This window comes from Brachybacterium phenoliresistens (genome assembly GCF_000576425.1).
GTDB lineage: Bacteria > Actinomycetota > Actinomycetes > Actinomycetales > Dermabacteraceae > Brachybacterium > Brachybacterium phenoliresistens.
In genome coordinates this window covers 1-25664 of the sequence record NZ_KK069997.1, presented here as the reverse complement: position 1 = coordinate 25664, position 25664 = coordinate 1, and the positions used below count along the sequence as shown (strand labels likewise).

The following is a 25664-nucleotide window of genomic DNA, read 5'->3' as shown; positions in this document are numbered from 1 at the left end:
GGGCTCAGCCGGCCCAGGCCTCCCACAGCCGCGCATAGGCGCCGCCCGCCGCGACCAGGGCGTCGTGGGTGCCCTGCTCGACGGGCCGGCCGTCGGCCATCACCAGGATCCGGTCCGCCGCCCGCGCCTGCGAGAGGCGGTGGGCGACGATCACGGTGGTGCGCCCCTCGGCGACCCGCAGCGCAGCCCGCTCCAGCACCCGGGCGCCGGAGGAGCCCTCGTCGGCCGTGGCCTCGTCCAGCACCAGCACGGCGGGATCCCGCAGCACGATCCGGGCCAGGGCCAGCTGCTGGGACTGCTCGGCCGTGAGCCGCTCGCCCTTCTCGCCGACCTCCGTGTCCAGGCCGCGGGGCAGCGCCTGCACCCAGGACCACGCCTCGACGAGCTCGAGGGCGCGGCGCAGCTCCTCCTCGGTGGCGTCCTCGCGGACCAGCCGCAGATCCTCCGCGACGGTGCCGCGGAAGACGTGCACGTCCTGGCTGACGATGCTGGAGTGCGCCCGGATCGCCTCGAGGTCCGCCGCGGCGAGGTCCGCCCCGCCGTGCAGCACCCGCCCGTGCCGGGGCACCAGGGTCCCGGCGATGATCGCCGCGAGGGTCGACTTGCCGGCGCCCGAGGCGCCCACCAGCGCGATCCGCTCGCCGGGTCGGATCTCCAGGTCCAGCGGATGCAGGACGATGTTCTCCTCGCCGTCGGCATCGGAGCCGTAGGCGTGGGAGACGCCCTCGAGGCGGATCGAGGCGTCCTGCGGGCGCTGGGGGCCGGGGGAGGTCGCCGGGTCGAAGGACTCGATGACCCCCACCATCCGGGTCAGGCTCGCCGCCGCGGACTGCACGTCGTCGAGGCTGAAGATGAGGTTGGTCATCGGCCACATGAGGCTGACCACGTACAGCCCGGCGGCCGTGACCACGCCGATCGGCGCGCCGCTGACGTGGACCATGACGTAGCCCAGCACCAGCACCAGGGCGATCGCGATGCTCTCGGGCCACACGATGTACTTCACCAGGCGCGTCACCAGCGTCATCACCCGCATGCCGAGCACGGCGGCGGTCTCGGACAGCACGGCCACGTGGCGGGTCTCGCGGCGCTCGATGCCGTAGGCGTGCACCGTGGGGATGCCGTGGATCGCCGAGAGCAGGCCCTGGGCGCGGGCGCCCATCGCCACCCGCTCGCGGCGGTAGATCGGCGCGGTGCGCCGCAGGTACCAGACGGTGCCGGCGGCGTACATCGGCAGGATCACCGCGACGAGGATCAGCAGCCACGGGGACAGCGCGACCATGCCGATCAGCGTCACCACGACGTAGAAGCCGACCTGGATCAGGTTGGGCACCACGTTGTTCACGGCGCGCGCGGTGACGTCGACGTCGTCGGCCACGCGGGAGAGCGCGTCGCCGATGCCGGTGACCTCCATGGTCTGCGCCGGCAGGTCCAGCGCGCGGTCGATGACGTCCTCGCGCATCCCGGCCAGCACCCGCTGGCCGAGGCTGGAGACGAGGGTCCAGCCCAGCGCCGCCAGCACGGCCTGCAGCACGCCGGAGAGCATGATCAGACCGCCCTGGCGCCACAGCTGCCCGGGGGTCGCCCCGGCCTGCACGAGGTCCACGGCGTCGCCGATCAGCCGCGGCATCCAGGCCGCGGCGACCGCGCCGCCGGTGACCACGAGCACGGTCAGCAGCGTCGAGAACCAGAAGCGGCGCAGCCTCCCGCCGAGGTGGGCGGCGGCGTCGCGGACGGTCGCGATCGGCAGGATCTGGGCATGCTCGTCGAGCTGGCGCCGCGCGGTCGCGTCGGTGGCCAGCAGCTCCTCGGGCTGCGCATCCCAGTTCAGCGCCGACGGCTTCTCGGTGGTCGCGGTCATCGCTGCACCATCTCCCGGTACTCCTCGAGGTCCATCAGCTCCGTGTGGGAGCCGTGGGCGGTCACGCGGCCGGCACGGACGAGGTGGACCTCGTCGGCCTCCCGCAGCAGGGCCGGGGCGCGGGTCACCAGCAGCGTCGCCCGGTCCTCGCGGCGGCGGTCCGCCACCAGGGCCTCGGCGATGTGCTGCTCGGTCACCGCGTCCACGGCGGTGGTCGGGTCGTGCAGGACCAGCACGGGGGCGTCGGAGGCCACCGCGCGGGCCAGCGCGATCCGCTGGCGCTGGCCGCCGGACAGGTTCGCCCCGCGGTCCAGGATGCGGGTGTCGTACCCCTCGGGGAGGATCCGCAGCATGTCCTCCGCGCCGGCGGCGTGCAGGGCCGCATCGGCCCAGGAGTCGTCCGTACCGTCGGTCGCGACCGAGGACGGCGCCCGGGTGGCGAGCTGCTCGCGCAGGGTGCCGTCGAACAGGTCGACGACGTGCGGCTCCACCAGCAGGTCGGCACGGGTCGCGAAGCGGTTCTCGGCGGTCACGGCGTGATCGCCCAGCTGCACGCTGCCGGCCTCGGCGCGGCCGGAGACCGCGGCGATCACCGCGTCGGCGTCCCGCGCGTCGGTGCAGGCCACGGCCACCACCCGGCCGTCGGGGACCTCGAGGTCCAGGCCGTCCAGGGTGCCGGCGCGCACCTGCGCCAGGCGCAGGCCGCCGGTGCCGGGGCGGCGCTCGCCGGGGCGGGACTCGCCGCGGTCGTCGCGCGCCCGGCGCAGGTGGCCGAGGGAGAGCTCGGGATCGTCGATCGTGCGGCCGAAGTCCGCCAGCAGGTCCCGCACGCGCCGCGCCGAGGTGGACATGGAAGCCCACCACACCGGCAGCCCGGACAGTCCCTGCAGCATGCCCATGTTGTTGCGGGCCACGCCGACCACGGCGATGAGCGTGCCCACCGTCAGCGCCCCGGCGATGGTGCGCTGCGCGGCGATGATCACCACGGCGGCCATCATGCCGGCGGTCACCAGGGTGGTCAGGCCCCCGGAGATGCCCGAGAAGCGGGCGTTGACCAGCGCCGCGTCCAGCGCGATGCGGGAGCGGCGGCGGTAGTGGGAGCGGGCGCGGGCCTGCACGCCCAGACCCTGCAGGATGCGCAGGCCGTGGACGAGGTCGGTGGCGGTCGCGGCGGCATCGGCCGCCTTGGACTGCTGGGCGTCGTACCGGGCCGACAGCACCGGGCTGATCACGCGGATGACCACGACCATCACGAGGATGCCGATCAGGGTGACCAGGCCCAGCATCGGGTCGAGGATCGCGAGCCACACCCCGGCGCCCAGCACCACGGTCGCGGCGGGGAAGGCCCACGGGATCATGTCCATCACGTCCGAGGCCTTGTCGGCGTCGGAGGTGGCGATGGACAGCACCTCGCCCGCGGGACGGTCCACGGGGGTGGAGCGCGGGTCGAGCACCGCGCCGGTCACGGCCACGCGCAGGCGGTGGCGCTCGAACATCCGCGCCCGCTGCGCGGCCGCGAACATGACGATCCAGGCCCAGGTGCTCAGCAGCCGCATCACGACGATGCCCGCCGCACCGCCCAGGGTCAGGGTCAGGTTCCCCTGCACGATGCCGGCGTCGATGACGAAGCCCACCAGGACGGGCACCGCCATCTCGGTGGCCTCGACCACGAAGGACAGGGCCATGATCCAGGGCAGCTCGCGCCGGTGCTGGCGCACGATGGAGCGCATCACGCCGGGACGGCGGGACGCGGGGTCGGGGGAGGCCGCTCGGGCCTTGCGAGGAAGGGGCACCGGTCCATCCAACTGCCCCGGACCCCCGGTGGCAATCGCTTTTCGGGACGTCCTCGGCCCGGCGGGCCCGCAGGTGAGAGGATGGACGCATCCGCCTGCCCGGACCCCCGAGGAGAGAGCCGATGTCCCGACCTGTCGAACTGTTCGTCGATCCCGCCTGCCCGTACGCCTGGATGACCAGCCGGTGGCTCCATCACGCGACCGAGGTCCGCGACGTGAGCCCCACCTTCTCCGTGATGTCCCTCGCAGTGCTCAACGAGGGACGCGAGCTCGAACCGGGCTACCGCGCCTCGATCGACCAGGCCTGGGGGGCCGCCCGGGTGGCGATCGCGATCACGCAGCAGCAGGGCCCGGAGGCCTTCTCCCGCTGGTACACCGCCTGGGGCGAGCACTACCACGTGGGCGGGAACAAGGACGACCGCCGGGCCGCGGCCGTCCACGCCCTCGAGGTCGCCGAGCTGCCCGCCGAGCTCATCGACGCCTACGAGAACGTCCCCGGCGACGCGCTGGACACGGCGCTGCGCGCCTCGCACCAGCGCGCGGTCGACATGGTCGGCACGGACGTGGGCACGCCCGTGATCTCCTTCGGCGAGGGCACCGCCTACTTCGGCCCGGTGATCTCCCCGGCCCCGCGCGGCGAGGACGCCGGCCGTCTGCTGGACGGCATGCAGGCCCTCGCGAGCGTCCCCGGCTTCTACGAGGTCAAGCGCTCCCGCACCGGCGGCGTCGACCTGTCCTGATCCGTCCTGCCCCGTCTGCTCCCGTCCCCCGAAGAAAGAGATCCATGCGCGTCCACATCGGCACCGACCACGCCGGATTCGAGCTCAAGAACCGCCTCGTCGCCAACCTCACGGCCAAGGGCCACGAGGTCATGGACCACGGCGCCCACACCTACGACGCCCTGGACGACTACCCGCCGTTCTGCACGGACGTCGGCGAGGCCGTCGTCGCCCAGCCCGGATCGCTCGGCGTGGTGATCGGCGGCTCCGGCAACGGCGAGCAGATCGCCGCCAACAAGGTGCGCGGCGTCCGTGCGGCGCTCGTGTGGAACGAGGAGACCGCCCAGCTGGCCCGCGAGCACAACGACGCCAACGTCATCTCCGTGGGGGCCCGCCAGCACACCGAGGAGGAGCTCGAGCAGCTCATCGACATCTTCCTCGCCGAGCCCTTCAGCGGGCAGGAGCGCCACCAGCGGCGCATCGACCTCGTGGCCCGCTACGAGGAGACGGGCGGCTACGACGCCCCTGCCGCCGACTGATGCCCGAGGGGCATACCGTCCACCGGCTCGCAGCGGCGCTGCGGGCCGGCTTCGGTTCCCAGGCCGTGCGCACCTCCAGCCCCCAGGGCCGCTTCTCCGACGCGGCGGAGCTGGACGGCTGGGTGCTGGCCGATGCGGAGGCCGTGGGCAAGCAGCTGCTGATCGCCTTCACCCCGGACGCCTCCGTCGCCCCCGGCGACCCGGTCACCCGCTACGTGCGGGTGCATCTGGGGCTGTACGGCTCGTGGACCTTCGCGGGGGAGGAGGGCTTCGCCCCCGCCCATGCCATCGGGGCGCCGCGGGTGCAGGGTCCGGAGGGCGACTGGCGCCGGCTCGTGCCGCGCCCCACGACCCGGCTGCGGATCCAGGGATCGCAGGGCCTGGCCGACCTCACCGGCCCCACCGCCTGCGAGGTCCTCGACGGCGCCGGGCGCCGCCGCGTGCTGGACCGGCTGGGGCCGGACCCGCTGCGCGCCGACGCGGACCCCGAGCGCTTCGTGGAGCGCGTGCGGGCCTCCCGCACCGCGATCGGCGTGCTGCTGATGAACCAGGACGTCATCGCCGGGGTGGGCAACATCTACCGCGCGGAGATCCTGTTCCGGGCTCGTCTGGACCCCGCCGTCCCCGGGCGCGACCTCACCGCCGGCATGGTCCGGGGGATCTGGGAGGACCTCGTCCCCCTGATGCGGTACGGGGCGCGCACCGGGCGGATCGTCACCACCCAGCCGGAGCACCGCCGCCTCGAGGCCCGGATCCTCGAGCGCTCCCGCGGGACGCTCCAGAACGGCGACGGCGATCCCGCGGCGGTCCCGCGGGAGGAGTCCTTCTACGTCTACCACCGCCAGACGCTGCCGTGCCGGCTGTGCGGCACCGCGATCCGCAGCGGCGACATGGCCGCGCGCACCGTCTTCTGGTGCCCGCGGTGCCAGAGCGTCCGCTCCCGCCGCGCCCGCTGGACGCTGGAGCATCCCGCCGCCGCCTGGGCGGAGAGCGGGGAGCACCGGGAGCCGGCAGCAGCGACCTCCGAGGAGAGCGACGGATGAGCACCCTGCGCAGCGGCATGCTGCCCGTCGGCGACGGGCACGAGATCTTCTGGGAGACCAGCGGCAGCGCCGACGGCGTCCCGGCGCTGTACCTCCACGGCGGCCCCGGCGGGCGGCTGAGCCCCGGCTACCGCGACAAGGTCCCCGCCGATCGCACGCATCTGGTGGGCCTGTCCCAGCGCGGCGCGGGGGCCTCGACGCCCTCCGCGGGCGCCGCGGGCTGCGTGGATCTCTCCGCCCAGAGCACGCCGCGGCTGGTCGCCGACCTCGAGCTGCTGCGCGAGCATCTCGGGATCGGCTCCTGGATCGTGCAGGGCGTCTCCTGGGGATCGACCCTCGCCCTCGCCTACGCCCAGGCGCACCCCGCGCGGGTGCGCGGGATCGTGCTGATGGCGGTCACCGCCACCTCGCGGCGCGAGGTCGACTGGATCACCGAGGGGATCGGGGCGGTGTTCCCCGAGGCCTGGGACCGCTTCGCGGCCTTCGCCGAGCAGCACGGGGACTTCGACCGCCGCGACCACGGCCCGGACCGGGTGCGGATCGTCGAGGCGTACCGGCGGCTGCTCGCCTCCGAGGACGCGGAGCTGGCCGAGGCCGCGGCCGCGCACTGGTGCGCCTGGGAGGACGAGCACGTGCGCATCGGCGGCGGCGTTCTCGAGATCGCCCCGCTGCCGCAGCAGGTCACCGACCAGCAGCGCGCCTTCGCGCGGCTGGTCACCCACTACTGGGCCCATGACGGCTTCGTCGGGGACTGGGCCGTGCCGTGGGGCGCGGCGCCCGGCAGCGGGCTGCTGGGCGGCATGGACCGCATCGGCCGCATCCCCGCGGTGCTGATCCACGGGCGCCGGGACGTCTCCGGGCCGGTGCTCACCGCCTGGGAGCTGCACCGCGCCTGGCCGGCGAGCGAGCTCGTCGTCGTCGAGGACGAGGGCCACGGCGGGCCGCAGATGGTGCGGGCGTGGCGGGAGGCGATGGATCGCCTCACCGCCACGCCCGATCCGCGCGGCTGAGCCCCGGCCGCGCCCGCGGCCGCCTCCGGGCTATGCCGCCGCGGCGTCCTTCGCGCGGGTGCGGGAGCTGAGCAGCCAGGCCAGCCCCAGCGCGATGACGATGCCGTTCAGCGGGGCGATGCCGAGGGCCAGGGCGTTCGAGGCCCAGGCCGCCACGGCGCCCAGCAGGTACGGGACCAGCGCCTGCCAGCGCACCGTCTCGGTGAGGGAGGACAGCGGTGGCTGCCCGCCGCGCCAGCGGGCGATCCAGTCGCCGATCAGCACCCCGCCCAGCGGCGGGATGAGGATCCCGATCCAGCTGAGGTAGCCCACGATGTGCTCCTGCACCCCGGTCAGCGCCAGCACCGTCGCGATCGCGACGCCGCCGATGATGAACGGTCCCTTGCGCGGGGAGCTGGCGATCTCGGCGCCGGCGACGCCGAAGGCGTAGGCGGCATCGGCATTGGACTTCCACAGGTTGCCGAACAGGAAGAACAGGCCCCAGCCGATCATGCCCATGCCCAGCAGCAGGGTCGTGAAGTCGCCCTCGCCGAAGGCGAGCGCGGCGACCGCGCCGAAGAACACCATGAGGCCGTTGCCGATCACGAAGCCCATCGCGCAGGCGAGCACGGCGTCGCGGCCGCGGCGTGCGAAGCGCGTCCAGTTGGCGGCCTGGGTCCCGGCCGAGGCGAAGGTGCCCACCACCGTCGTCACGGCCACCGCCCAGCTCATCGAGGCGGTGGGGGCCAGGGAGAACAGCCCGCCGATCCCGCCGACCTCCACCAGCGCGCGGCCGGTGATCCAGAAGGCGAGGATCAGGATCAGCGGGGTCGAGATCAGCGAGACCCAGTACATGCCCTCATAGCCGTACAGGGCGGTGAGCATCATCAGCGCGGAGACGGCGATCATCACCAGCGCCGGCCGCCAGCCGCCCTCCCAGCCGAAGGCGAGGGCCGTCATCTGGCCGATGGACCCGACGGCCACCCCGTACCAGCCCACCTGCGTCCCGCCCAGCAGCAGGGAGACGACCTTGGACCCGGCCGTGCCGAAGGTGTACCGGGACATGACCACGGTGGTCAGGCCGGTGCGGGCGCCGAGGAAGCCGATCGCGGCGACGTAGGCGCCCAGCACCAGAGAGCCGACGGCGAGCACGGCGAGGAACTCGGAGAAGCCGAAGGCGGCGCCGACGCTCGCGCCGGCCATGAGCGTCGGCGCGAAGACGGTGAAGCCGATCAGGACGACGCTGATGGACAGCGCGCTGCGGCGCGCCGAGCGGGGGACCGGGGTGACGGGGTAGTCGGGGTCCACCGGCTCGACGGACTCCTGCGGCGCGGTCTCGGAGGGGGCGCTCGTCATCGGCCCAGCTCCGAGGTCTCCACGCCGATGTCCTCGCTCCAGATCTCCGGCCGCTCGGCGATCATGCGCTCCATGAGGGCCACGCACTCCGGGTCGTCGAGGACGTCGACGGTGACGCCGCGCTCGCGCAGCAGCGCCTCGGACATCTCGAAGGTGCGGTTCTCGCCGACGACAATGCGGGGGATCTCGTACAGCAGCGCCGTGCCGGTGCACATGATGCACGGCGAGAGGGTGGTGTACAGCACGCTGTGACGGTAGACGCTCGCGGGGAGCCGACCGGCCTTCTCGATGGCGTCGGTCTCTCCGTGGAGGATCGCCGAGTTCTTCTGGACCCGCTGGTTGTGTCCGGCGGCGAGGACCTCGCCCTCGTGCACGAGCACGGCGCCGATGGGCACCCCGCCCTCGTCCCAGCTGGTCCTGGCCTGCTCGATGGCGAGGGACAGGAAGTGCCGGTCCTCCTCGGCGGTGGGGGTCCAGGTCATGGTTCACGCTCCTTCGTGGTGGCACGGCTCGCACAGGGGACGCGCAGGCCAGAGGCATACTACGGCGTAGCGTGGAGACCATGGACGACCTCTCCGCGCTGACCCCCTCCTCGCCGATCCCCTCCGGGGCGACGCTGCACCGCGCTCCGGTGCGCGAGGTGGACCCCCGCACCCTCTACCTGCTGGCGAAGCTGCGCCAGGACGTGTTCTCGATCGAGCAGGGGGCCACGGACCCCGACCTGGACGGCCGGGACCTCGAGGCCGGGACGACGCTGCTGTGGATCGAGGTGCCCGGCCCGGAGGCGGAGGCCGCCGGGCTCGCGGGGGAGCCCGCCGCGCACATCCGCGTGCTCACCGAGCCGGACGGGTCGATGCGGATCGGCCGGCTCGCGGTGCGGGCGCAGAACCGCCGGGACGGGTTCGGCGGCCGGATCATGCGCGCGGCCCTGGACCTCACCCGCGAGCTCGCCCCCGATCAGGTGGTGCGGATCGACGCGCAGGCCTACCTCGAGGACTGGTACCGCGGCATGGGTTACGTGACCGTCGGCGAGATGTTCCTCGAGGCCGGCATCGAGCACGTGCCGATGGAGTACCGGCACTGAGCCGGGCGCGGATCAGGCGCCGTCGCCGTCCCCGTCGAGGAGGGCCGTGATCTCTGCGCGCCGGAAGTAGGCGGCCGTCTCCCGGGCGCTCGGCGCGCCGGCGTCGGGATCGGCGCCGCCGGCCAGCAGGGCCCGCACGACGTCCTCGTAGCCCTTGAACGCTGCGCCCGCCAGCGGGGACTGCCCGCGGTCGTTCATCAGCTCGGGATCCGCGCCGTGCTCGAGCAGCACGGTGACCAGCGCGGCGTGCCCGTGGTACGCGGCCAGCATGAGCATGGTGCTGCCGGAGGCGTCCTGCATGTCGACCGGTGCTCCCTGGGCGAGCAGCGGCCGCAGGACGTCGGCGCGGCCCTGGCGGGCGGCGTCCATCATGCTCGCGGCCAGCGCGGCGGCGTCATCATCCGGGGCAGCGGGGGCGGGGGCGGGGGCGGGGGTCTCGTCCGTCGGCGTCATGGCACCAGGGTAGGCGCCGGGGCCCTCAGCCGATCATCAGCCGCAGCGCCCAGGGCCACAGCAGCAGCGCGATGCCCACCAGCGCGCCGATCACGTCGGCCCGCCCCAGCGGGCTGGGCAGCGCGACGGTGCGCGCGTCCGCCTCGGCGAATCCGCGGGCGTCCATGGCCAGGGCCTGCTGCTCCGCCCCGCGCAGCGTGTCCACCAGCAGGGCGAGGGTCGCCGAGGCCAGCACGCGGGGCGAGCGGGCCGAGCCCAGCCCGCGCAGCGTCCGCGCGGCGAGGATCCGCTCCCACTGCCCGCGCAGGTGCCCGATCCGGACCAGGGCGGCGACCCCGGCGGCGAGCGGCCGGCCGGGCAGGCGCAGCCGGGTGCGCAGGGCATCGCCCAGGGCGGTCACGTCCACGGAGGCGAGGGCGAGCACGCCCGGCGCGACGAACAGGGTGATCCGGGAGGCCTCCTTCGCGCCCAGCAGCCAGGCCGAGGCGGACAGCGGGGCGAGCGGGGAGAGCAGGGCGGTGGTCCATGCCAGGGTCGCCGCGGAGAGCAGGACCGGCGCCAGGCGCAGCACCGCCGATCGCCAGCCGGGAACGGCCAGCGGGGCCAGGAGCAGCACGGGGAGCAGGCCCAGCACGCCGATCTGCCATGTCGACACGCCGAAGGAGCCGATGGCCGCGAGCAGGCCGACGGCGCACAGCGTGAGGGGGTTGCAGGCGCGCGCCGCCGTGCGGCGGGGGTGCGGCACCGGGGTGATCTCCCGGGAGACGGGCCGGTCCGGTGCGGGGCGCGCCGGCAGCGCGAGGGTGCGGTCCGCGCGGGAGGCGAGGCGCTCGTCGTGGGTCGCCGCGATGATCGCGCAGCCGTCCTCGCGGGCGCGGTCCAGCAGGGCGACCACGTCGGCCAGCCGGGCGTCGTCGAGGCCGACGGTCGGCTCGTCCAGCACCAGCAGCCGCGGGCGCTGGGCGAGGGCGGCGACGATCGCGAGGCGCCGCTGCTCCCCGCCCGAGAGCGTGAAGGGGTTCGCGGCGGCCAGGTGGGTGAGCCCGGCGCGCTCCAGCAGCTCCTCCGCCGCGGCCTCGTCCTGCGCCCAGGGCGAGGCGGTGACCTCCTCGCGCACCGTCCGGGCGACGAAGGAGTGCTCGGGCTCCTGCGGGACGAAGGCCGTCCGCTCCCGCTCGGGCCGGCGGATCCTCCCCGCGGCGGGCGCCTCCAGCCCCAGCAGGACCCGCAGCAGCGTCGTCTTCCCGCTGCCGCTCGGGCCGGTGAGCGCGGCGAGCTCCCCGGCGCGCAGCGCCAGGTCGAGGTCGCGGTGCAGGATCTCGCGGCCTCCGCGGCGGCGGATCGCGACGGCCTCGAGGGCGGCGACCTCCGCCCCGGGCGCGGGGCGCGGGGGCGGCGGGAGCTCGGCGGCGGGCAGCGCCACCGTGCCGGGCGGGCCGTCGGCGAGGATCCTCCCGCCGGGCCCGAGCAGGATCACCCGGTCCACGTGCGGCAGCCAGCGGGCGGTGCGGTGGTCGGCGACCACCAGGGTGCGCCCTTCGGCGGCCTCGAGGATCGCCGCGTGGACGGCATCGGCCGCCGACGGGTCGAGCATGCTCAGGGGCTCGTCCAGGAGCAGGGCGTCCGGGGCGAGGGCGAGGGAGCCGGCCAGGGCGACCCGCTGCTGCTGGCCGCCGCTGAGGTCGAAGGGGGAGGCCTCCCCGTCGACGTCGACCGCCGCCGCGGACAGGGCGCCGCGGACGGTGTCGGCGATCTGCGCCCGGGAGCGCGCGGCGTTCTCCGGTCCGAAGGCCGCATCGCGGGCGACCGTCGCCGCGACCAGGGCGTGCACGCTCTGCTGGAGCAGCAGGCCCCGCTCGCCGGGACGGTCGGGGGTGCTCAGGGCGCCGGTGATCTCTCCGGCCTCCGGATCCAGCAGCCCGGCCAGCGCCCGCAGCAGCGTCGACTTCCCGGCGCCGCTGGCCCCGGCCAGCAGCACCCGCTGTCCGGCCGGGACGTGCAGCGTCACGCCCGAGAGGGTGGGCTCCCGGCGGGAGGCGGGCCGCCAGCCGAGGTCCTCGACCCCGAGCACGGCGGCGGCGGTCGCGGTGCTCACGCCCGGTCGGCGCCCGCCAGCTCGCGACCGGCCGGGAAGGGATCCAGCGCCCCCGTGGCCGCGAGGGCCCGGGTCGCCGCCCAGCCGAGCGCTCCGCACAGCAGCGCCCCCGAGACGAGGAAGAAGCCGAGCATGATGATCGCGAAGCCCCAGCTCATCTCCGGGTAGTAGGCGAAGCGCTCCCACACCCACTCCAGGGACGCGGCGAGCACGCCGCCGAGCACGGCGACGGGCACCGTGGAGCGGCGGTAGGCGGTCAGGGCGAAGGCGAGCTCGACGCCGCCGCCCTGCAGCAGCCCCGAGACCACCGTGCCCCAGCCCCACTGCCCGCCGAGCATCATCTCGAGCGTCGCGGCGATCAGCTCCGCGCCGATCGCGGCGCCGGGCTTGCGCACGACGAGGCCGGCGATGACCGCGGGCAGGAACCAGATGCCCGCCAGCAGGCCCTCGGCGGGCTTGAAGGCGGCGGTGAGAGGGCCGATGAGGCTGTACAGCGCCCCGTAGCCCAGGAACGCGACGCCGAAGGCGGCGCCGATCCCGGCGACCACCACCAGGTCGATGGTGCGGTAGCGGGTGCGGGCGGTGCCCGTCGTGGTCGTCATCATGATCTCCTTCCCGAGATGGAAAGGGGATGCGGCAGTGATGCCGCCGAGAAGTCCCGACTCCCTCCGCCGGTGCGAGCCGGATCAGGTTCGAGGGTCTGCGCCGTGCGCACTCTCAGCACCGTGCGGTGCTCCCCTGTCGTGGATGACGGACCGATCCTACCGTCTCAGCGCCGTGCCCGGATCGCCTGGTCCACCGCGAGCGCCGTGGCCTCGGGATCGGTGGGGGAGAGCAGGAAGTGCGTGCCGTCGCGGCCGATGATCTCGACCATGGTGCCGGCGCGGGTGACCTGCATGCGGTAGGTCTCCTGCGGTGCCTCCGGCGGGTGGACGGGGCGGCCGGCGACGGGGCGCCGCTCGTGCGCGGCCCCGGTCATGATGCGGCCGCGGGGCCGCCCCAGGGGGCCGACGCTCACGCCGAGCGTCTCCCCGGGGATCTCCCGCAGCTGCACGGTGCGGAAGGCGGCGACGTCCCAGGGGCGCTGCGGCCAGAACCCGCCGTAGGAGACGGTCACCCCGTGCTCGTCGACGATGAACCGCGTCCACAGCCGCATCCAGGACCACAGGGCCATGCCGAGGGCGACGGCCGCCAGGAGCACCACCAGCAGCGGCGGGACGGCGGAGCGCACGGTCAGGCCCAGCACCAGCAGCACCAGCGCCATCGCCGCGGTCATGCCGATGCGCGTCCAGCCCACCGCCCCGGGCCGGGTCGCCCCGACGTAGAAGGGCGGATCCGGCCGGCTCACCAGATCCTCACGCGGTCCGCGGGCTCGAGGTAGAGGGCGTCGCCCGCGGTCACCGAGAACGCCTCGTGGAAGGCGTCGACGTGGCTGGCGGCCGTGTTGCAGCGGAACTCCGCGGGGGCGTGCGGGTCCGTGGCCAGGCGACGGATCGCCTCCTGCTCGCGGTTCTTGCCGCGCCACACGGTGGCCCAGGACAGGAACACCCGCTGGAGGCCGGTGAAGCCGTCGATCTCCGGCGCGTCGGAGCCGGCGACCTGCAGGTACGCCTTGACCGCGATGGACAGGCCGCCGAGGTCGCCGATGTTCTCGCCGATGGTCAGCGCGCCGTTGACGCGGTGGCTCTCCTCGAGGTCCCGGGGGGACAGCGCCGAGAACTGGTCGATCAGCCGCGAGGTGCGCTCCTCGAAGGCGGCGCGGTCCTGCGCGGTCCACCAGGAGCGCAGGTTGCCGTCGCCGTCGTACTTCGAGCCCTGGTCGTCGAAGCCGTGCCCGATCTCGTGGCCGATCACCGCGCCGATCCCGCCGAAGTTCACGGCCGGGTCCGCCTCGGCGTCGAAGAAGGGCGGCTGCAGGATCGCGGCGGGGAAGACGATCTCGTTGCGGCCGGGGTTGTAGTAGGCGTTGACCGTCTGCGGGGTCATGTGCCACTCGTGCTCGTCGATCGGCCCGCCGACCTTGGCGTACTCGTAGTCCGCGTCGAAGCGGCGGCTGGCCCGCACGGAGGCGACCAGGTCCTGCGGGTCGATCTCCAGGCCGTCGTAGCTGCGCCACTGCTCGGGGTAGCCGACCTTCGGGGTGAAGCGGGAGAGCTTCTCCAGGGCGCGGCCGCGGGTCTCCGGGGTCATCCAGTCCAGCTGCTCGATGGAGGCGCGGTAGGCCTCCAGCAGCGCGGCGACCAGCTCGTCCATCCGCTCCTTGTGGGCGGGCGGGAAGTGGCGGGCCACGTACTCCCGGCCCACGTCGAAGCCGGCGATGCTCTCGACCAGGGCCACGCCGCGCTTCCAGCGCTCGCGCAGCTCCTCGGCCCCGGAGAGGACCCGGCCGTTGAAGTCGAAGTCCTCCTCGACGAAGGCGGAGGAGAGGTAGGGGGCGTAGGAGGCGATGGTGTGCAGGGCGAGCCAGGTCCGCAGGACGGCGAGGTCGGTCTCGGCGAACACGGCATCGGCCTCGGCGAGGAACTCGGGCTGGCCGACGGAGACGACGTCGAAGGCCGCCTCGGGGGCGCCCGTGCCGCGCACGAACGCCGCCCAGTCCAGCCGCGGGGCGGTCTCGGCGCGGGCCGCGGCGTCCATCGGGTTGTCCGACTTCTCGCGGTCGCGCACCCGGACCACGTCCACGTGCGCGCCGGCCAGGCGGGTCTCGAAGTCCATGACGGCGCGCGCCTGCGCGGCCGCGTCGCCGATCACGAGGCCCGCACGGCCGGGCAGGTCGGCCAGGGCGGCGAGGCGGGAGAGATGCTCGACGTAGGCCGTGCGGATCTCGGCGTAGGCGTCCTCGCGGTAGTAGGACTCGTCGGGCAGGCCCAGCCCGCCCTGGTGGATCTTCACCTGGTAGCGGGTGGAGTCGCGGTCGTCGGTCCACACGTAGGCCAGCAGCAGCGAGGTGCCGGACCCGGGGGAGGCCATCAGCTCGGTCAGCTCGCCCCGATCCGCGGTCGCCGTGATCTCCTGCAGCAGCGGCTCGAGGGGCGCGGAGCCCTTGGCCTCGATCGCGTCCTCGTCCATGAACGCCCGGTAGAGCGCGCCGATGCGGCTGTCCGCGGGGGCCTCCTCGACGATCTCCCGCACGCGCTCCTCGGAGAGGTCGCGCAGCCGGCGGAACTCGCCGTCGCTCGAGCGGTCCGCGGGCATCACGTGCTCGCGCAGCCAGCGGCCGTTGACGTGCCCGAACAGGTCGTCCTGCGGGCGGATCGCCTCGTCCCTCCAGCGCAGATCGAGGCCGGAGGGCAGGGGTGCGGAAGATTCCATCGGGTCAGGCTCCTAGGGCGAGGACGGCGAGGACGAGCACGAGCAGGCCGATGCCCACCGGGGCGAGGGCCCAGGGCGAGCGGGCCCGCTGCGAGGGCGAGCGGCGCTGGAGGACGAGGGTCGACAGCCCGGTGGCGATCGACAGCACCACGGTCGCCACGACCATGGCGGGGGAGAGCATCACCAGGATGGTGGCGCCGAGCTGGAAGGTGATGGTGCCGGCGACGTCGAGCACGCGCAGCACCATGCTGCGCCGCACGCCGACCCCCTCGTTCAGCAGGGTCGCCACGGCCTCCGTCGACCACTGCGAGGGCTTGGCGATCCGGGAGCGGGTGCGCAGGGACTGCGCGGTCGCCAGGACGACCCAGACCAGCGCGGTGCCCGCGCCGACCCACACCGCGAGCGGACCGCGCACATCGGCCGGCCACAGCAGCGTCGCGGACCACACGGCCGCCAGGCGCAGCAGCTCGTCCACGACGCTGCGCACCGCGAGCAGGCCGGGGTTCACGGCGAGCTGCACCCGGGTGCGCGCCACGTACAGGCTGGTCGCCACGAGGGAGAGCAGCTGCAGGGCGCCGAGCGAGAGGCCGATGAGGATCGGCCAGGGCGTCGAGGGCGCGTAGGCGAGGATCGACAGGATCATGATCACGCCCAGCGCCGGGATCGCCAGGGAGACGATCGAGAGCGCCGGGACCAGGGCACGGACCACGTCCGCCCCGGTGGGCGGGTGGTCGTGGCCGGCATGGTCATGCGGGTCGCCGCAGCCGCAGCCTCCCGAGGTCTCGGGGGCGGGCGCGGGCGAGTCGGGGATGGGGGTCGACATGGAGCTCCTTCGGTGTCGCTTCAGCGTACCGGCGTGCGGGCGTGTCCTGCACGACAGGTTGGCTACCATCCAGTAGTGCTTCGGGCGGGATATGGAACGATGGGCACGTGAGAACGGACGATGCGGTGCCCCCACGCCCCGCGCTCGACGCGCAGCAGCGAGAGCGCGCGCTCGGCGTCGTCGTCGCGGCCGCGGCCGGGGACGCCCTGGGCGCCCCCTACGAGTTCCAGGCCCCCATCCCCGCGTCCGACGACGTGGAGATGACCGGCGGCGGGATCCTCGGCTGGGAGCCCGGCGAGTGGACGGACGACACCTCCATGGCCGTCGTCCTGCTCGAGGCGCTGTCCGCCGTGGGCGGGAGCACCGGCTTCCTGGACGAGGAGACCCTGGACCGCGTGGCCCGCGGCTGGTTCTCCTGGTCCATGAGCACCCCGGACATCGGCGCGCTGACCTCCACCGTGATCCGCCGGGCCAGCGAGATCGCGATCACCGAGGGGCGGACCGTTCCCGCCGCCGCGGACTTCCGCACCGCGGCGCTGCACGCCCACGAGGACCTGCCCCAGATCGCCGGCAACGGCGCCCTGATGCGCATCCACGTCTCGGTGCTGCCGCACCTGCACGGCTCCGACGCCGAGGTCCGGGCGGCCATCGAGGCCGTGTGCCTGCTCACCCATGTCCACCCCGACGTCGTGGACGCCTGCCTGCTGTGGGGATTCGCGGTGCGCCGCGCCGTCCTCACGGGCGAGGTCGACGTCCGCACCGGGCTGGGCCAGCTCGCGCCGGAGCGCGCCCCCCTGTGGGAGGAGCGCATCGAGGCGGCGGAGGCCGCCGAGCCCGCCGTCTTCGGCCGCAACGGCTGGGTGGTGCACGCCTTCCAGGCGGCCTGGTCGGCCATCCACCACGCCGGGCCGATCCCGGAGGGCCGTTTCGCCCAGCGCGACCACCTGGTGGCCGTGCTGGAGGCGGCGGTGCGCGCCGGGTACGACACCGACACCATCGCCTGCATCGCCGGGGCGCTGATCGGCGGGGCCCTGGGGCACCGGGCCGTCCCGCCGGAGTGGCGCCGGGCGCTGTTCGGGTGGCCCGTCTACGAGGTCGACGACCTCGTGGAGCTCGCCGAGGCGGCCATCGCCCCGCGCGGGGCCGGACTCGAGCGGAGGCTCCTGTGACCGCCTGGGACCTGCGGGTGATGACCTGGAACGTGCGCGGGCTGCGCGACGACCCGGCGGCGCTGGCGGATGCGGTGCGCGACCTCGCCCCGGACCTCCTGCTGCTGCAGGAGTCCCCGCAGGTGCTGCTGCCCACGGCGCGCCTGCGCTGGCTCGCCCGGCGGATGGGCCTGCGCGTGCTGCTCGGAGGGCGACTGGCCCGCGGGCTGGCGATCCTCGCCTCGCCGGAGGCCGCCGGCCAGCTGCTGCGCCGCGGCATCGTCCCCGTGCCGCAGCGGATCACCGATGCCAACTCCGTCTTCCCGCGCGGGATCGCCGCGGTGCGGCTGTCCGTGCCCGGCGGCGGCGACCTCGTGGTCGCCGATGTCCACCTCGCGCTCGACGAGGCGCACCGCCTCGTCCACGTGCATCGCCTGATGGGCCTGATCGCCGGCTCGGGCGCCGCCGTGATCGTGGCCGGGGACCTCAACGAGCGCCCGGAGGCGGCGGCCTGGAGCGAGCTGGCCACGGTGCTGCACGACCCGGGGGCCGCGGCCGGCGAGCCGACCTTCCCCGCCCGGCGTCCCAGCGCCCGCATCGACGCGGTCCTCACCAGCGAGGAGCTGCACGCCTCCGTCCGGGTGGTCCGGAGCACGCCCTCGGTCAGCCGCGAGCGGCTCGCCGGGGCCACCGATCACCTGCCGGTGCTCGCCCAGGTCACCGTGCCGGGCCGGAGAGCCGCAGCCCCGTCCGCATCGCGATGACCTCGTCCTGCCCGCCCACGTGCCGCACCAGCACGGCGGGGACCGCATCGGCCCCGGCGGCGCCGGCGACCGCGGGCCGGGTCCCGAGGACGGTCAGCTGGGTGCGGTAGCACGCCAGCGCCGCGGCCACGGCCTCGAGGGAGGCCGGCTGCTCCCGCCAGGAGAACCCCTCGGCATCCTGCGTGCTCGCGACCTCCAGCATCGGCACCCCGGCGCGGGCGCTCGCCGCCGCGCTCACGTGATGGGCCCGCACATGGTCCGGGTGGCCGTAGGTGCCCGCGTCGTCGTAGCCGATCACCGCCTCGGGGCGGACGGCCTCGATCAGCGCCGCGAGATCCGCCGTCGCCTCGTCCATCGGCCGCAGGGAGAAGCTGTCCGGCCCGGCATCGGGCGAGGGGCCGGCGAGCCCCTCGCGCACCCAGGTCATGCCCGAGTCGCGGTAGCTGCGCGCAGCGGCATCGGGCGCGAGGGCCGGGGGCTCGCCGAGCATGTGGCGCTCGGCGACGCCGAGGGTGCGGGCCGCGGCGTCGATCTCCCCGGCGCGGATCTCCTCGAGGGCGCGCGAGCCGTGCGCCGGCACGGAGCCCGGGACGATCTCGCCCTCCTCGCCGCGGGTGGCGGTCACCAGCACCACCCGGACGCCGCGGGCGGAGAGCTCGGCCAGCAGGGCGCCGGTGGCGAGGGACTCGTCATCGGGATGCGCGTGCACGGCCAGCACCGTGCGGGCGCCCGCGAGCAGGTCCCAGGGATCCCGGCCGTCGTGGGGGAGCGGGGTCATCGCAGTCCTCCGTAGATCTCCGCCAGCGCCTGCGCGCTCGCGGTCCAGGTGCGCTCCAGGGCGAAGTCCCGCGACTGCGTGCAGGCGCGGGCGTAGCGCTGGGGGTCCGAGAGCAGGGAGGCGACGGCCTCGGCCCATACGTCGGGGTCGCGGCTGCCCAGCACCAGGCCGCCGGCGCCGATCGCCTCCTGGACGCCGCCGGCGCAGCGCCAGGCCACCACGGGCGTGCCGCTGGCCTGCGCTTCGAGGGCCACCAGGCCGAAGGTCTCCGACCAGCTGGTCAGCAGCAGCACGCTGGCCTGCTGCATGCGCGCCGCGAGCCCGGCGCGGTCCTGGGACCCCGCCAGCTCGACCCGGTCGGCGACGCCGAGCTGCGCGGCGTGCTCCTCCAGCTCGCGCCGGTAGTCCTGGAAGTCCTCGGAGACGCCGCCGGTCAGCACCAGGCGGGCGTCGATCTGGGGCGCCAGCCGGGCCAGCACGTCGAGGGCCAGCTCCGGCGCCTTCAGCGGCTGCAGGCGCGCCGCGAACAGCAGCGTGGGCCGCGCCAGGCGGTCCGCGGGCTCATCGGCCGGACGGAACCGCTCGACGTCCACCCCGGGCCGCACGATGCGCACCTCCTCGCGCGGGACGCCGTAGCGCTCGGCGATGGTGCGGGCCTCCGCAGCGGAGACCGCGACCACCAGATCGGACTCCTGGGCGACCTGCCGCTCCCCGGGGATCCGCCCCGAGGACTCCGCGGGCTCGCCCGCGTCGAGCCCGGTCGCCTCCTGCGGGGCCGCCACGGAGTGGAAGGACTGCACGTGCGGCACGCCGAGGTCGCGGGCCACGGGGAGGGCGGCCACGCCGCTGAACCAGTGGTGGGAGTGGATCACGTCGGGCCGGTCGCCCGCCGGCAGCGCCTGCAGATGCGCGCGCAGATCCTCCGCGAACGGCGCGATGGCCTGCTCCATGAGGCTCTTCGCCAGCGGAGCGGGCGGGCCCCCGGCCAGATGGTGCAGGCGCACCCCCGGGGCGACCTCCACGGTCGCCGGGGCCTGGGCGTCGGACCGGCGCGTGAACATCTCCACCTGGTGCCCGGCACGGGCCAGGGCGAGGGACTGCTCGAGGACGACGACGTTCATGCCGCCCGCATCCGCGCCGCCCGGGGATTCCAGGGGGGAGGTGTGCAGTGACACGACGGCGATGCGGAGCGACGGGGACATGGAGGACATCCTAGGTCGCGCCGCGGATGCGGCGCTGGTCACCCTGCCGTTCGCTGGTGACGAAAATCCGGCCCCGCAGACCCCCTGACCGTTGAATATGGGACGATCTTGACTAGCCTTCTGACCATGAACTCGCTAGCGACGATCGACTGGGCCGCGTACAACGCCTCCGCCGCGGGTCGCCCTGCCCGCCGGATCGTCACCCGTGCCATCCTCGCCGCCGGCGGCGAGGGGTCGGGGAAGGTCGCGCTCGACATCGGCGCCGGCGCCGGCGCGGACTCCCTCGAGTTCGCCCGCCGCGGCTGGACCGTCCACGCCTACGACATCGACGAGACCCTCTCCCACCGGCTGATCGAGAACCGCCGCATGAGCGGCGAAGTCGTCTTCCACCACGCCGACGCCTCCCTCGAGGACTCCTTCCCCCGGGCGGACGTCATCTACTCCTCGGACGCGCTGCCGATGCTGGGCCCGGAGGGCCTCGAGCGGGCCTGGCCCCGCCTGGTCGACGCGCTGCGCCCCGGCGGGATCATGGCCGTGGACCTGTTCGGCGAGCAGGACACCTGGGCCGAGCGGCCCGATGTCGCCACGCTCTCCACCGCCCAGATCAGCTCGATGTTCTCGCGGTTCCAGATCCTCGAGCGGGAGGTCCGCGACGAGGACGGGCGGTTCTTCGACGGCAAGAAGCACTGGCACGTGATCACCACCCTGGCCCGCAAGCGCGCCTGAGCGTAGGCTCCGGCGCATGAGGCTGCGCTGGTACTCCGTCGTCGTCGACGCCCATGACGTCTCCGCCCAGGCCCGCTGGTGGGCCGATGTCCTGGACTGGCAGGTGCTGTTCGACACCCCCGACGAGGCCGTGATCATCCCCCGCGACCTGCCGGAGGAGTACACCGGGAAGCCGATCCCCGCCGCCTCCTGGCACCGCATCGGCCCGGGCATGGTGTTCGTCCCCGTCCGCGAGGAGAAGCAGGTCAAGAACCGCCTGCACATCGACCTCGCCCCGCACCTCGAGGACGACCGCGACGCGCAGATCCGGCGGCTGCTCGAGCGCGGGGCGACCCTCGCGGACGTCGGGCAGGACGACGCCGAGGATGAGGTCAGCTGGACCGTGCTGCGGGACCCGGAGGGCAACGAGTTCTGCGTGCTCTCCTCGCGGGACCTCTGAGCGCGGGCCCCGGCAGAGCGGGCCCTTGCAGAGCGGGGCCCGGCCTCAGCGCGGCGCCAGCGCCCTGAGCAGGCCGTCGCGCAGGCGGGCACCCCGCTCGAGCGTGGCCAGGCGCATCATCGCGGTCGATCCGAGCTGCCACGCGGCATCGGGCACCGTGCGCCGTGCCGCGTAGATGCGCAGGGCCCCGCGGACGCTCCCCGCCCGCGCGACTGCGGCGGCGAGGGCGGCGGCGTCCTCCAGCGCCGTGTTCGCGCCGTGGCCGAGGTTCGGCGCCATGGCGTGGCCGGCGTCCCCGATCAGCACGGAGTGGTCGCGGATCGGCAGCAGCACGGGGCTGGTGAGGATGCCGTGCACCACCGTGCGCTCCGGCGAGGCCGCCTCGAGCACGGCATCGATCGCCGCATGGGCCCCGCCGACCACGCCGCGCAGGTGGTCGAGGGATTCTGCGACCGATGCCGACCGATGCTCCGGCACGGAGGCGAACCAGTTCGTCCCGCCGCTGGCCAGCGGGGTGATCCCGAACAGCCACGGCCCGCCCCAGGTCTCCGAGATGTCCGGCGGCGGGGCATCCGTGGTGCCGCGCAGCACCGTCTGGCCGTGCCGGCGGGCCGCAGAGCCGGGCCAGCCCGACCGCCGCACCAGCGAATGGACGCCGTCGGCCCCCACCAGAAGGTCCGCGGCCGCGAGCTCGGGCCGCACATCGCGGACCTCGCGCGTCTCCTGGCGCACCGAGCCGGGCAGTGCGGCGCGCAGGATCCGGGTGAGGTCCGTCCGCGGCACGAGCAGCGCACCGCCGGCCGGGACCCGGGCCAGCACCGTCCCGTCGCGAGCGCGCAGATGGCCCTCGCGCGGAGCGGCCGATGCGGCCCGCACCTCCTCGAGCACCCCGAGCCGCGCGAGCGCGCGCTGGGCGGGACCGAACAGGCCGAGCGAGGTGCCCAGCGCCGTCCGGCGGGGCTCCCGGTCGATGAGGGTGACATGCGCCCCGTCGCGGGCGAGGAGGCCCGCCGCGGCGAGGCCGGCGACGCCCGCCCCGAGGACACGGATCGTGAGAGGCATGGCCGGAGCGTATCGAGCTTGACCGGCCTGCGTCCGCCATGGGAGTCTCGCCCCTGGCGGCGACCCACCGCCCAGCGCACCGCAGGCCCCAGCCCTGACGGCCGCGCGAAGGGGAGCGGATCCTCGGGTCCCGGCATCGCAGGTTGTCCTGATCCGACCGCGCCGGGCCGCCGTCGCATGCTGGGGATGCTCGTGGCCCGAGGTGGAACGACATGACCCGCGACAGCGACCTGAAGAAGCACGTGCGCGCCCGCATGGCCCGCACCGGCGAGAACTACACCAGCGCCCGCGCCGCGCTCCTCGCCGAGCAGGCGGTGCGGCCCGCGGACCGCGAGGCGGCCGCCCGCGCTGAGCACGCCCGACTGATCCGACCGTTCCTGCGCGACGGCCGCCTGCTGGGCATGCCCGCACGTCGGCGTGCCCGCACCGCCGTGATGCTCGAGATCCTCGCGCGCTTCGCCCCCGGCGAGGTCTACGACGAGACGCAGGTCGGCGAGGTGCTCGAGGCCGTGCATGAGGACGTGGCCTTCCTGCGGCGCGAGCTGGTCGACCTCGGATACCTGGAGCGGGAGGCCGACGGCGCCGCCTACCGGGTCGCGGCCCGGGTCCCGCGGCGCGAGGGGAACATGGTCCAGGAGATCACGCAGTGGGAGCGCCTGTGGCTGCCCCGGTTCATCGCCTCCGGCGCATCGGTCGCGCCCGGCTCTCCGGAGGGGCCGGGCGCTCCCGCGGAGCGCTGAGCGCGGCGATCGCGAGGCCCGCCGCATGCGCGGCGGACTCGACCTCGAGGACGCTGGGCCTGTCCCCGTCGGAGGCGACCACCACCCAGCGCACGCGCCCGGCCCGGCGCATGCGGCCGATCTCGACGCAGGCACCTCCGGGGCGCGGGATCGTCAGCGAGCCGCTCGGTCCGGTCGAGATGCGCCCGGACAGCTCAGGGCGGGAGCGCAGGAGCGCCCGGCGGATCTCCTCGCGCTCGAGCAGGCCCGGGCTCGAGGCGCGGGACGTGATCGGCGGGGACGCGGGCAGGGTCGTGCGGGCGGGAGTGCTGCGCGTGCGGTGATGCATGTGCCCTCCTTCGGTCTGTGCTCGGGAGGCTAGACAGGGGGACCGACAGCCGGAGGGCGAGGCAGGGAGGAAGAATGCGTCGGATCGCCGGACACGGGAATCCGTCCGCTTCGTCCGTGCGTGCTGCGAATTCAGGAAATGGGGGGGTGGAGGCACGTTTTGCGAGTCCATCTCCCGGTTTCCCGACCCTGCGCGTCCTCGGGAAAGGCGGGCGCGGCGCGCGAGGCAGGAAGGCGGCGTGAACTGGTCGTCAGCGCCTATCACAGCGGGCCGACAGACGAGGTGCGCCGCCCACAACTGCCCGGTATCCCCATGTCGAGCACCGCTGCTCCTCCCCATCGCAGTCTTTTCCACAATTTCTCGAGAATCGCTCTGGAGGCTTCCTCTCGGTCGAGCTGAGGCGTAAAATAGTCGGCATGGGACAGGGTGCACGGGGGCACATCGACGGGGACGGGCTGACCGTCTCCTGCGGGCCTGCGGGGGCTGACGCTCCGCAGGGCCTGGAGGACGCCCTCGACGCGGTCCGCAGGGCGCTCGCGCCGCTGGAGGGCACCCCTGCGATGGGGGCGGTGGTGTCGATCATCGAGGCGGCGGCGGCCTCCGCCGAGGTCTCCCGCTCGACCGTGCATCCAGCGATCGAGGCTCCCGCCGGGACGCCCGACGAGGCGCTGGCGGTGGTGGCCATGCTCGCGCAGGCCCGCACGCGCCTGGGATCGGTCGAGGACTCCTGGATGCTCGAGGCGGCGGCCCGGATCCGTGCGGTCAACGCCGCCGCCGGCAAGGCGGGGCGGCGGCTCGACGACGGCGTGACCTCGAACATCGCGGGAGCACGGCGGTGCAGCAGCCATATCGCCTCCGCCGCGCTGTCCAGTGCCCGGAGGCTCGCCCGGTCGATGCCCTCGCTCCGCGCCGCGAAGGCCGTCGCGCGGGTGCCGGAGGCGACGGTCCTCGCGATCACGCAGGAGCTGCGTGATGAACCGCGCGAGGTCTGCGAGGCGGTGGACGCGGAGATCTCCCGGAACGTGGCTCGGCTCGACGGGCTGGGGGAGAAGGCCGTCCGCGAGGTCGTGGCCGACCTCGTGGAGAAGCGGACGGACCCGGCCCGTTCGCGGGACCGCGAGGTGCGGGCCGCGAAGCGGCGGTACCTGAAGATCACGCCGCAGCGGCACGGGATGGCGCGGCTGGTCGCGATGCTGCCGGCGTTCGGCGCGGCACAGATCGAGGCGGTCGTCCAGGCGGCGGCCGAGTCCGCGCGCGCGGCAGGCAGCCGGGTGCCGCTCGGCGCCCTGCGCCCGGACATGCTCGTCGAGGCCACCAACTACTACAGCGACGCGCTGACCCGAGAGCCCCCGGTCGAGGTCGACCCGACCCCGTACGCGGCGAGGACCATGCTCTTCGAGGAGGACCTGAAGCCGATGTACGACCTGCGGACCGGCGAGATGATCCGCCCCGCAGAGAACCCTCCGGCCCCGGCCGAGGGCGAGGCAGAGACCGGCGAGGACTCCGATCCTGCTGAGGCAGCCGATTCCGGCGGGGGAGCCGATGTCGGCGGAGGCTCCGATCTCGGCGGGGAAGCCGACGCACGACCACCGGGACGTCCGGCATATCCGCCCGGCCCGGTGGGATCCGCGCGAGGTCCTGATCTGCTGGGGGCCGCATCGTCCTCAGGGCGGCCGCGCATGGACCGGCCGGCCGCGACGCCGAAGGGGCCGCGGATCGAGCTGCTGATCACCATCACCGATCGAGCCCTCCTGCAGCTCGACGACGGGACGGAGCATGCGTCGCTGTCCGGATACGGGCTGGTCCCTGGGCGGGCGCTCACGCCGGTGCTGATGGGGCAGCCCCTGGGGGACCTCGCGGACGGGGACGAGGACGCCCGGGCCGAGGCGCACCGCCTCCGCATGTTCTATCGGCGCCTGTACACCCATCCCGCGAGCGGCGAGCTGGTCGCGATGGATTCGGTCTCGCGCGCGTTCCCGGTGAACCTGCGGAGGATGGTCCTGAGCCGGGATGGGATCTGCCGCAGCCCGAACTGCAATGCCGCCTCCCGGCACGCGGACCACATCCATCCCCACGCGCAGGGCGGGAAGACGTCCCTGTCCAACGGGCAGGGCCTGTGCGCGGGCAGCAACTACGACAAGGACGCCGCGCAGTGGGACGTCCGCCTGGTCGCGGATCCGCACCGGCCCGGCGGGACCCTCGTGACGTGGGTCAGCCCCTACGGCGTCGTCGGATCCTCGCCGACCCCGCCCTCGCAGCGGCCCCCGGACCTGAACCGGGCCGGTCGCCGGTCCGTGCGCCGGGAGGAGCGCCTGGCCGCCCGTGCCAAGGACCGCGCGGACGGCGCCCGACGCCGCGGGGCCGCGACGCCGGGCACCGCCGGTCGCGGGCGCGGCGGGCGCGGCGGGCGCGG

Annotated in this window: 25 protein-coding genes and 1 riboswitch; of the genes, 11 read left to right on the top strand and 14 right to left on the bottom strand. The window is 74.7% G+C overall.

Annotated elements, in window-relative coordinates; translation table 11 throughout:
- Positions 1 to 4: 4 nt before the first annotated feature.
- Together BF93_RS12300 and BF93_RS12295 are read right to left on the bottom strand one after the other, a co-directional pair.
- A complete protein-coding gene (locus tag BF93_RS12300; RefSeq protein ID WP_084148519.1) occupies positions 5 to 1858 on the bottom strand; it encodes an ABC transporter ATP-binding protein in 1854 nt (617 codons plus the stop codon).
- Positions 1855 to 3651 carry an ABC transporter transmembrane domain-containing protein gene (locus tag BF93_RS12295; RefSeq protein WP_232226391.1) on the bottom strand — a complete coding sequence of 599 codons (1797 nt, stop codon included), beginning with the start codon at positions 3649 to 3651 and terminating at the stop codon, positions 1855 to 1857. The genes BF93_RS12300 and BF93_RS12295 overlap by 4 nt, the downstream gene beginning before the upstream one ends.
- Positions 3652 to 3773: 122 nt before the next feature.
- Between BF93_RS12295 and BF93_RS12290 the strand changes: the two genes are divergently transcribed.
- The 4 genes from BF93_RS12290 to BF93_RS12275 are packed head-to-tail and all read left to right on the top strand — an operon-like array spanning position 3774 to position 6962.
- Positions 3774 to 4391 carry a mycothiol-dependent nitroreductase Rv2466c family protein gene (locus tag BF93_RS12290; RefSeq protein WP_038373030.1) on the top strand — a complete coding sequence of 206 codons (618 nt, stop codon included), beginning with the start codon at positions 3774 to 3776 and terminating at the stop codon, positions 4389 to 4391.
- Between the two features lie 44 nt (positions 4392 to 4435).
- Positions 4436 to 4909, top strand: a complete 474-nt coding sequence (locus BF93_RS12285; protein WP_038373029.1) for a ribose-5-phosphate isomerase — start codon at positions 4436 to 4438, stop codon at positions 4907 to 4909.
- Positions 4909 to 5952: an Fpg/Nei family DNA glycosylase gene (locus BF93_RS12280; protein WP_051486909.1), complete on the top strand. Its 1044-nt coding sequence runs from the start codon at positions 4909 to 4911 to the stop codon at positions 5950 to 5952. Before BF93_RS12285 ends, BF93_RS12280 begins: the two co-directional genes overlap by 1 nt.
- Positions 5949 to 6962 (top strand): alpha/beta fold hydrolase, encoded by a 1014-nt coding sequence (locus tag BF93_RS12275; protein ID WP_038373028.1) that lies wholly within the window; start codon positions 5949 to 5951, stop codon positions 6960 to 6962. Before BF93_RS12280 ends, BF93_RS12275 begins: the two co-directional genes overlap by 4 nt.
- Positions 6963 to 6992: 30 nt before the next feature.
- Here the strand turns inward: BF93_RS12275 and codB are convergent, their stop codons facing one another.
- Positions 6993 to 8297 carry a cytosine permease gene (gene codB / locus BF93_RS12270; protein ID WP_038373027.1) on the bottom strand — a complete coding sequence of 435 codons (1305 nt, stop codon included), beginning with the start codon at positions 8295 to 8297 and terminating at the stop codon, positions 6993 to 6995.
- A complete protein-coding gene (locus tag BF93_RS12265; RefSeq protein ID WP_038373026.1) occupies positions 8294 to 8779 on the bottom strand; it encodes a nucleoside deaminase in 486 nt (161 codons plus the stop codon). The genes codB and BF93_RS12265 overlap by 4 nt, the downstream gene beginning before the upstream one ends.
- Positions 8780 to 8859: 80 nt before the next feature.
- Here BF93_RS12265 and BF93_RS12260 point away from each other — a divergent pair, with 80 nt between their 5' ends.
- Positions 8860 to 9381: a GNAT family N-acetyltransferase gene (locus tag BF93_RS12260; protein WP_051486908.1), complete on the top strand. Its 522-nt coding sequence runs from the start codon at positions 8860 to 8862 to the stop codon at positions 9379 to 9381.
- 12 nt (positions 9382 to 9393) lie between these two features.
- On the opposite strand, the gene BF93_RS12255 is transcribed toward BF93_RS12260, so the two are convergent.
- From BF93_RS12255 to BF93_RS12230, 6 genes are all read right to left on the bottom strand, one after another.
- Positions 9394 to 9834 carry an ankyrin repeat domain-containing protein gene (locus BF93_RS12255; protein ID WP_038373024.1) on the bottom strand — a complete coding sequence of 147 codons (441 nt, stop codon included), beginning with the start codon at positions 9832 to 9834 and terminating at the stop codon, positions 9394 to 9396.
- Between the two features lie 25 nt (positions 9835 to 9859).
- Positions 9860 to 11929, bottom strand: coding sequence for an ATP-binding cassette domain-containing protein (locus BF93_RS12250; protein ID WP_232226389.1), 2070 nt, complete (start codon positions 11927 to 11929; stop codon positions 9860 to 9862).
- Positions 11926 to 12531 (bottom strand): ECF transporter S component, encoded by a 606-nt coding sequence (locus BF93_RS12245; RefSeq protein ID WP_038373022.1) that lies wholly within the window; start codon positions 12529 to 12531, stop codon positions 11926 to 11928. The genes BF93_RS12250 and BF93_RS12245 overlap by 4 nt, the downstream gene beginning before the upstream one ends.
- 44 nt (positions 12532 to 12575) lie before the next feature.
- Positions 12576 to 12679: riboswitch (TPP riboswitch) on the bottom strand.
- A gap of 19 nt (positions 12680 to 12698) precedes the next feature.
- Positions 12699 to 13277 (bottom strand): hypothetical protein, encoded by a 579-nt coding sequence (locus BF93_RS12240; RefSeq protein ID WP_038373021.1) that lies wholly within the window; start codon positions 13275 to 13277, stop codon positions 12699 to 12701.
- Positions 13274 to 15241, bottom strand: coding sequence for a M13 family metallopeptidase (locus BF93_RS12235; protein ID WP_038373019.1), 1968 nt, complete (start codon positions 15239 to 15241; stop codon positions 13274 to 13276). The genes BF93_RS12240 and BF93_RS12235 overlap by 4 nt, the downstream gene beginning before the upstream one ends.
- Before the next feature lie 4 nt (positions 15242 to 15245).
- The gene (locus tag BF93_RS12230) at positions 15246 to 16064 is read right to left on the bottom strand and encodes a hypothetical protein (protein ID WP_156954142.1); all 819 of its coding nucleotides are present in this window, start codon (positions 16062 to 16064) and stop codon (positions 15246 to 15248) included.
- A 107-nt stretch (positions 16065 to 16171) separates the two neighbouring features.
- On the opposite strand from BF93_RS12230, the gene BF93_RS12225 reads away from it, so the two are divergent.
- Positions 16172 to 17233, top strand: coding sequence for an ADP-ribosylglycohydrolase family protein (locus tag BF93_RS12225; protein ID WP_051486907.1), 1062 nt, complete (start codon positions 16172 to 16174; stop codon positions 17231 to 17233).
- Complete coding sequence (locus tag BF93_RS12220) at positions 17230 to 17976, top strand: endonuclease/exonuclease/phosphatase family protein (RefSeq protein ID WP_232226383.1); 747 nt, start codon at positions 17230 to 17232, stop codon at positions 17974 to 17976. Before BF93_RS12225 ends, BF93_RS12220 begins: the two co-directional genes overlap by 4 nt.
- Here the strand turns inward: BF93_RS12220 and BF93_RS12215 are convergent.
- Positions 17930 to 18754: a PIG-L family deacetylase gene (locus BF93_RS12215; RefSeq protein ID WP_038373017.1), complete on the bottom strand. Its 825-nt coding sequence runs from the start codon at positions 18752 to 18754 to the stop codon at positions 17930 to 17932. The two genes, BF93_RS12220 and BF93_RS12215, sit on opposite strands and share 47 nt — an antisense overlap.
- Positions 18751 to 19956, bottom strand: a complete 1206-nt coding sequence (locus BF93_RS12210) for a glycosyltransferase (RefSeq protein ID WP_038373016.1) — start codon at positions 19954 to 19956, stop codon at positions 18751 to 18753. The genes BF93_RS12215 and BF93_RS12210 overlap by 4 nt, the downstream gene beginning before the upstream one ends.
- Before the next feature lie 126 nt (positions 19957 to 20082).
- Between BF93_RS12210 and BF93_RS12205 the strand changes: the two genes are divergently transcribed.
- Positions 20083 to 20682, top strand: a complete 600-nt coding sequence (locus BF93_RS12205; protein WP_038373015.1) for a class I SAM-dependent methyltransferase — start codon at positions 20083 to 20085, stop codon at positions 20680 to 20682.
- Between the two features lie 16 nt (positions 20683 to 20698).
- On the top strand, positions 20699 to 21121 hold the full coding sequence (locus BF93_RS12200; RefSeq protein WP_038373014.1) for a VOC family protein: 423 nt from the start codon (positions 20699 to 20701) through the stop codon (positions 21119 to 21121).
- Positions 21122 to 21166: 45 nt separating this feature from the next.
- On the opposite strand, the gene BF93_RS12195 is transcribed toward BF93_RS12200, so the two are convergent.
- Entirely contained in the window at positions 21167 to 22183 is a 1017-nt protein-coding gene (locus BF93_RS12195) for an FAD-dependent monooxygenase (RefSeq protein WP_038373012.1), read from the bottom strand.
- Positions 22184 to 22395: 212 nt separating this feature from the next.
- On the opposite strand from BF93_RS12195, the gene BF93_RS12190 reads away from it, so the two are divergent.
- Positions 22396 to 22923, top strand: a complete 528-nt coding sequence (locus BF93_RS12190) for a DUF2087 domain-containing protein (RefSeq protein WP_051486905.1) — start codon at positions 22396 to 22398, stop codon at positions 22921 to 22923.
- On the opposite strand, the gene BF93_RS19070 is transcribed toward BF93_RS12190, so the two are convergent.
- Positions 22856 to 23251: a hypothetical protein gene (locus BF93_RS19070; RefSeq protein ID WP_051486904.1), complete on the bottom strand. Its 396-nt coding sequence runs from the start codon at positions 23249 to 23251 to the stop codon at positions 22856 to 22858. The genes BF93_RS12190 and BF93_RS19070 overlap by 68 nt on opposite strands.
- Before the next feature lie 416 nt (positions 23252 to 23667).
- Here BF93_RS19070 and BF93_RS19065 point away from each other — a divergent pair.
- The coding region (locus BF93_RS19065; protein WP_051486903.1) for an HNH endonuclease at positions 23668 to 25664 on the top strand (1997 nt) is incomplete at its 3' end.